A 7,090-nucleotide genomic window follows, 5' to 3' on the forward strand; every position below is an offset into this window, starting at 1 on the left:
ACGGTCGTCGGCCGTCGGAAGCGGTCCTGGGACAGTGCCCACCCGATCATGTGGGGTGGTCCCTACATACGGCCCCAGCCCCAGCCAGTTATCATGCCTGAGCCAACGTTCGACTTCTTCCCACGAGGGACGCAGCTCCTGGTCACCGACCGCATCGAGCGCCGGATGCACGAGGAACTCGACGCCGGCGCCGACGCCAGCGCGGCCTACGACGCGATGGAGCAGGAACAGGTCCGACAGCTACGTGAGGAGCCCGATTTCCGCGACGAGCTCCGCGCTGCCTTCGCCGAGGCGGGCGTCAATCTCGTAAGCGCGACGATGATGGGGTTCGACAGAACCGGAACCTACGCCGATGGGGTCCGCGCGGACCTGGCGCGCTGGAACGGCCGGTTCGATGCCGTCCCGTGGCTCCGGCGGGCGACATCGCCCGCGGAGGCTCGCGAGATCGTCGACGATGGCGACGTGGGCGTCGTTCCGAACACCCAGAACCTCGGCGCCGCCATCGAGGGCGACGTGGAAACGGTCGAGGAGCTCTACAACGCCGGTGTTCGCGTCGGGCAGCTCACGTACAACAGCCAGAACCTCGTCGGGCACGGCTGCACCGACCGGGTCGACGCCGGGCTCTCGAACCACGGCGTCGAGGCGCTCGAGCGAATGAACGAGCTCGGGATGGTCGTCGACCTCTCGCACTGCGGGCGCCAGACCACCCTCGACGCGGTCGAGCTGTCGGATGGCCCGGTGGCCTACACCCACACGTTCAGCAACGAGCTCTCCGCCCACGACCGCGGGAAATCCGACGAGGAGCTGGCGGCGCTCCAGGCGGTCGACGGCTACGTCGGCGTCCTCGCGGTCCCGTTCTTCCTCGAACCCGGTTCGGCGGAGGCGTCGTTCTCGCAGGTGTTCGACCATATCGACTACATGGTCGAGCACGTCGGCATCGACCGGGTGGGGATCGGCACCGACTGGGGGTCCTGGACGCCGGAGATCCCCGAGGAGCTCCACGAGGGGTTCATGCGAACGTTCAAATCGCTTGGCTTCCGCGAGGAGCACGGCGTTACAATCGGCCGTGGGTTCGGACCGATGCAGGCGTACGAGGACTGGCCGGCCATCCCCGAGGGGCTGGAAGCGCGTGGCTACGACGAGGACGAGCGTCGGAAGCTCCTCGGCGGTAACTTCCTCGACTTCTGGGCGCGTGCAGTCGCGTGAACCGTCTCTAGAGACGCTCACGTGACCGATAACTGAGGTTTACCGATGAGCCAGGCGAAACAATTAACCGCGACAAATCGAGAATCTACAGCATGGCAAGCTCTCACGAACAGACCCAAGAACAGTATCAGACCTCACAGATAACTCTCAAGGTCTGGCACCCGGACTGCTGGACGCTGGAGACGACTGAACGTGTCAACGCCGGGCTCATCACTCACGGCGTCTACCAGCACGACGGCATCCTGAGCGGGCGTTTTACCGCCTACGCCGACACGACCGAGGCGATACGTGAACTCGCCCAGGCCATCGAGGAATCGCCGTTGACTGACGAGATCAAATGCATCAACGAGTACTTCAACCCGTCGCTGCGGACCGGCGCGGCGGGCAACGCAACACAGGAGCTGCTCGTCGAGTACGAGCCGACCTACAGTATCCACGACGCGTTCGTCTCCCGCGGGTTCGTCCCCGAGGAGGAGATCCGCATCCACGACGGCTACGAGTACTGGACGGTCATCGTCGCCGCCTCTCGGGGGACGATTCAGCAGCGACTCGACGAGGTTCGGTCGGAGATGGACGCCGAAATCACCGTCGAGGGGATGAAATCCGCCCGGACGGACGCCGCCGAGAGCAACCAGTCCACGCAGCTCTCCGAGCGCCAGCGCGAGGTGTTCGAACTCGCACAGCGCGAAGGCTACTACACGTGGCCCCGGGACTGTTCGGCCAGCGATCTCGCGGACCAGCTCGACATCTCGAAGACGACGCTGCTCGAACATCTCCGGAAAGCCGAATCGAAAATTCTCGGCCAACTCGACTGACCCCCCGTGTATGTGGGGCGGTAGCTTCTCTTGCCCGGTTCCCCAAGAAGCCGTATGGACCACGTCGAGGCGCTGGAGTGTACGCTGTGTGGCGAGACGTACGACCCCGACCAGCTGATCTACACCTGCCCGGAGCACGAGGGCGTCAAGGGGATTCTCGACGTCATCTACGACTACGGCCGCGTCGCCGAGCGCTTCGACGAACCGCTCGACGGCCGGATCGACTCCCTGTGGAAGTACCGCGCCTTCCTCCCCGTCGAGGACGAGTCGACGGCGGTGACGCTCGGCGAGGGCGGCACCCCGCTACTCGACGCGCCGCGGCTCGGGGACGAACTCGACATCGACCTGCGCGTCAAGGACGATGGTCGCAACCCGACAGGTGTGCTGAAAGACCGAGCGACGGGCGTCTCGCTCACCAAGGCTCGTGAGTTCGGGCTGGACATCGTGACCTGCGCGTCGACGGGCAACGCGGCAGCCTCGCTCGCGGGGTTTGCCGCCCGGGGCGGGCTGGACTGCCGGCTGTTCGTTCCCGGCGACGCGCCGGCTGGGAAACTCGCCCAGCCGCTGGTGTACGGCGCCGACGTGCTCGGCGTCGACGGAAGCTACGACGAGGCCTACGACCTCAGCATGGAGGTAACGGCGCAGTTCGGCTGGTACAACCGCAACGCCGCGGTCAACCCGTTCCAGGTGGAGGGCAAGCGCACCGTCGGCCACGAACTCGCCGAGCAAACCCAGGACGACCTGCCCGACTGGCTGGTGTTCTCCATGGGCGACGGCTGTACGATCGCCGGCGGCTGGAAGGGGTTCCGGGAGTTCCGCGACCTCGGGTTCGTCGACGATGCGCCGAAGATGCTCGGCGTGCAAGCCGAGGGCGCGAGCGGCATCCACGACGCGTTCAAGCAGCACGACGATATCGACGAGGTGGCCGACACCGTCGCCGACAGCATCGCCGTTGGCCGGCCCCGGAACACGGTGAAAGCCTGCACGGCACTGGAGGAGAGCGACGGGGACTCGGTGCTCGTGAGCGACGAGGCGATTCTCGCCGGCGAGGCGCTACTCGGCCGAACCGAGGGCGTCTACGCCGAGCCGGCGGGGGCAGCACCCGTTGCCGGTCTGAAGAAGGCTCGCGACCAGGGCATCATCGAGCCGGGCGAATCCGTTATCGTCGTCGTCACCGGCAACGGGCTGAAGGACACCGAGAGCGCGATGCGTGCGGCCGGCGACGTCGAGCACATCGCTCCCGATATCGACGATGTGGTCGAGCGCTACCCCGACGAGGTTTGAACGGGATTCGAGAACCGCCACCGCTCCTTACCGGTCCGTGAGGCTCGGGCGCTTCGGGCCGTCCCACTCCTCGACCGACCGCAGCACGCGTCCCGGCCGGGCGCCGGTCGGGTCGCCGTTCTCCACGACGAACTCGCCGTCGACGAGCACGTGCTCGATACCGTCCGAGAGCTGCATCGGGTCGTCGTAGGTCGCGTTCGCCCGCACCCGCTCGGGGTCGAACACCACGAGGTCGGCGACGTACCCTTCCCGAACACGTCCCCGGTCGGGGAGCCCGAGCACGTCGGCCGGGTGGCCCGCGGCCTTGTACACCGCCAGTTCCAGCGAGAGCGTCTCGCGCTCGCGGACGTACCGGTCAAGCAGTCGGGGGTAGGTGCCGACGGCCCGCGGGTGCGGTTTGCCGCCGAAGATGCCGTCAGTGCAGATGGTGCCCCGGGGGTCAGCGAGAAATCGCTTGATATCCTGGTCGTCCATCACGAAGTCGGCCATGGTCACGTCGAGTTCCTCCTCGACGAGCAGCCTACAGAGCGCCTCGACCGAGTCGGTTCCGCGGGCCTCCGCGACGGCGGCGATAGATTCACCCTCGGCCTGCCCGCTCCCCGTGTCGGTGACCAGGATGTTCTCCCACGTGCCTGCCGCTTTCGCGAGGTTCTCCCAGTCACCACTGCCACCGGTCTCGATGTCGCTGCGGATACGCTCCCGCACGTCGGGGTCGCGCAATCGCTCCAGCACGGCAGCCGTTTCGCCCTCACGCGCCCACGGCGGAAGCAGCGCCGTGAGCATCGTGCTCCCGGCGGTCCAGGGGTACTGGTCGAAGGTGACGTGCACGTCGCGGTCGTTCGCGGCGTCGAACACGTCGAGCACCGCCTCGGAGCCGCCCCAGTTCTCTTCGCCGGCGACTTTCAGGTGCGAGACGTGGGGCTGGCAGCCGGCGCGTTCACAGAGGCGGACGAACCGGTCGATCGATTCGACCACCTCGTCGCTCTCGTTCCAGACGTGCGAGACGATGAACCCGTCGCGGCCCGCAAGCACCTCACCGAGTGCTTCGAGTTCGTCGTCACGGCCGTAGGAACTCGGTGGGTAGATCATCCCCGTGGAGAGCGCGAAGGCGCCCGCGGCGATGGCCGTATCTAACGCATCCGAGACGTGGCCGAGTTCGTCCGGGTCGAGCGGCCGGTCCTCGAACCGCGCCGCCAGCGAGCGGAGATTGCCGTGGGGGGCGTAGTAGGCGCAGTTCACGGCCGTCCCGGCGTCGTCGAGGACGTCGAGATACTCCTCGATGGAGCGCCACTCCCACGTCTCGCGCTGGCCCAACAGGGTCTGGACGCGTCTGGCCCACTCGTCGCGAGTCCCCGCCGGAACCGGGGCGACGCTGACGCCGTCCTGCCCCATCACCTCGAGAGTCACGCCCTGTGTCACCTTCTCGACGGCCTCGGGGTGGTCGAACAGGCGGAGTTCCGAGTGGGCGTGCATGTCGACGAACCCCGGCGTGAGCGCGCTCCCCGCGAGCTCGAGGACACGGTCGGCGCCGACCGGTGACGGACTCACCTGCTCGATTCGCCCGTCGACGACGAGAACGGACCCTGTCATCGGCGCGCTCCCGGAGCCGTCGTACACCGTCGCATTCCGCAACTCGACGTTCTCAGTCATTGGTCGTGCTCATGCTCGTGGGCACGCGACGTTCCCGCTAAATCTCACACCCCCACATGAGAGGGGGCGGAGTGAAAGCCTCCGACCACCTGCCCACGCCCATGCCCAGAGAGATTTCGAGCGAGCGGCTCCGGGACCGGTTCGACCGGTTCAACGAGATCGGCGCAACCGACCGCGGCGGCGTGAACCGGCCGTCGCTCTCGGACGCGAACAGGCGCGCCCGGGACACGCTGGTCGAGTGGTTCGAGGAGGCCGGCCTCACGGTGACCGTCGACGAGGTGGGCAACATCTTCGGGCGACGCGACGGGACCAACGACGACCTCGCGCCCGTGCTCGTCGGCTCGCACGTCGACAGCCAGTACAACGGCGGCCGGTACGACGGTGTCATCGGCGTGCTCGGCGCGCTCGAAGGCATCGAGACACTGAACGACGCCGGGGTCGAGACCGAACGCCCCATCGAGGTGGTCTCGTGGAGCAACGAGGAGGGCGTGCGCTTCCAGCCGGATATGCTCGGCAGCGGCGTCTTCGCGGGGAAGTTCGAGACGGCGTTCGCCTACGGCCTCGAGGACAAGGAGGGAGACACGTTCGGCGAGGAACTGGAGCGAATCGGCTACAAGGGCGAGGCGCCCTGCGAGCCCCGTGACCTCCACAGTTACTTCGAACTCCACGTGGAACAGGGGCCGACCCTGGCGGACGCGGGACTGAGCGTCGGCGTCGTCGAGGGCGTCTACGGCTTCATCTGGTTCGACGCCGCCTTCACGGGCAGCGCGGACCACGCCGGACCGACGCCGATGCATCTCCGCCACGACGCGCTGGTGGCCACGAGCGACATCATCGAGGTGGTCCGGCGCATCGCCGGCACGGAGGGTGAGGACCTGGTGGGAACCGTTGGGTCGCTCGACGTCTCACCCAACGCCATCAACGTCATCCCGGAACGCGTCGATTTCACGGTCGACTTCCGCTCCTCCGACGACGCGACGGTCGACCGGGCGGCCGAACGGGTGCGTGAGGAGATCGACCACGCCGCGGCCCGCGAGGGCGTGGCGGGCGAGTACGAGCAGATCATGCGCATCGACTCCCAGACGTTCGACCCGGATTGCGTGGAGACGGTGGCCGCCGCGGCCGACGCACTGGACGCTGAGTACACCCGCCTCGTCAGCGGCGCGGGCCACGACGCCAGCTATCTCAACGGCGTCTGCCCGACTGCGATGGTGTTCGCCCCTAGCGTCGGCGGCGTCAGCCACACCGAGGACGAGTTCACCGAGTGGGACGACGTGGTCACGGGGACGAACGTGCTGTTCAACGCCGTGCTGGAGCAGGCGAACGAGGCCCCCGGCGCCGACTCCGGCTCCGAGTCGTAGCCTACCCCCGTCTATTCTCGGGGGCGGGTTTTTGCCGAACCGCGCGCAGGAACACGTATGACCGACCTGCTTCTCGAGAACGCCCGCATCGTCGACGGAACGGGGGCGCCGTGGTACCGTGGGAGTGTCGCTGTCGAGGGGGACCGCATCGCCGCCGTCTCCCGCGAGTCGAGCCCGGACACCAGTGCCGCAACCGTCATCGACGTCGCGGACCGCGTTGTCTCACCGGGGTTTATCGACACCCACTCCCACTCGGATATGGAGCTGTTCGCGGACCCGACGCTCGCGCCGAAACTCCGGCAGGGGATCACCACGGAGGTCCTGGGCCAGGACGGCTTCTCGATGGCGCCGATGCACCGTGAGGGCGGCGCCGAAGCGTGGTCGAAACAGCTGGGCGCCCTCGCCGGGAGCGTGGACGTGGACTGGACGTGGGGCAGCGTCGCTGACTACTTCGACGCCGTCGAGGCGAACGGCGTCGCACCCAACGTGGCGCTGCTCGTGGGCCACGGCACCGTGCGGTTCAACGTGCTCGGCATGGCTGACCGCGCCCCCACCGAGGATGAACTCGCCGAGATGGCTGACCTCGTGACCGAGGCACTGGCGGACGGCGCGCTGGGGTTCTCGACCGGGCTCATCTACACGCCCTGCACGTACGCCGAGACGGCGGAGGTCGGGACGCTGGCTGCGCGACTGGAGCCCGGCGGCAAACCCTTCATCGCGCACGTCCGCAGCGAGGGGCGGTGGATCTGGGCGGCCCTGGACGAGTTCGTCGAC

General features: G+C 67.7%; 6 protein-coding genes. 5 read left to right on the plus strand and 1 reads right to left on the minus strand.

All coding sequences use genetic code 11. The annotated features are described in order from the left end of the window. From V5A38_RS14015 to thrC, 3 genes are all read left to right on the plus strand, one after another. The coding region (locus tag V5A38_RS14015) for a membrane dipeptidase (RefSeq protein WP_332326385.1) at positions 1-1,206 on the plus strand (1,206 nt) is incomplete at its 5' end. A gap of 92 nt (positions 1,207-1,298) precedes the next feature. Then, the gene (locus V5A38_RS14020; protein WP_332326386.1) at positions 1,299-2,021 is read left to right on the plus strand and encodes a helix-turn-helix domain-containing protein; all 723 of its coding nucleotides are present in this window, start codon (positions 1,299-1,301) and stop codon (positions 2,019-2,021) included. Positions 2,022-2,075: 54 nt separating this feature from the next. Then, positions 2,076-3,305 (plus strand): threonine synthase, encoded by a 1,230-nt coding sequence (gene thrC / locus V5A38_RS14025; RefSeq protein WP_332326387.1) that lies wholly within the window; start codon positions 2,076-2,078, stop codon positions 3,303-3,305. Between the two features lie 27 nt (positions 3,306-3,332). Here thrC and V5A38_RS14030 read toward each other — a convergent pair whose 3' ends face one another. Further along, entirely contained in the window at positions 3,333-4,955 is a 1,623-nt protein-coding gene (locus V5A38_RS14030; RefSeq protein WP_332326388.1) for a D-aminoacylase, read from the minus strand. Positions 4,956-5,056: 101 nt separating this feature from the next. Here V5A38_RS14030 and V5A38_RS14035 point away from each other — a divergent pair, with 101 nt between their 5' ends. Further along, the gene (locus V5A38_RS14035) at positions 5,057-6,316 is read left to right on the plus strand and encodes a Zn-dependent hydrolase (protein ID WP_332326389.1); all 1,260 of its coding nucleotides are present in this window, start codon (positions 5,057-5,059) and stop codon (positions 6,314-6,316) included. A gap of 57 nt (positions 6,317-6,373) precedes the next feature. After that, positions 6,374-7,090: amidohydrolase family protein (locus V5A38_RS14040; protein ID WP_332326390.1), on the plus strand; the 717-nt coding region annotated here is incomplete at its 3' end.

Source organism: Halolamina sp. (assembly GCF_036626355.1).
GTDB lineage: Archaea > Halobacteriota > Halobacteria > Halobacteriales > Haloferacaceae > Halolamina.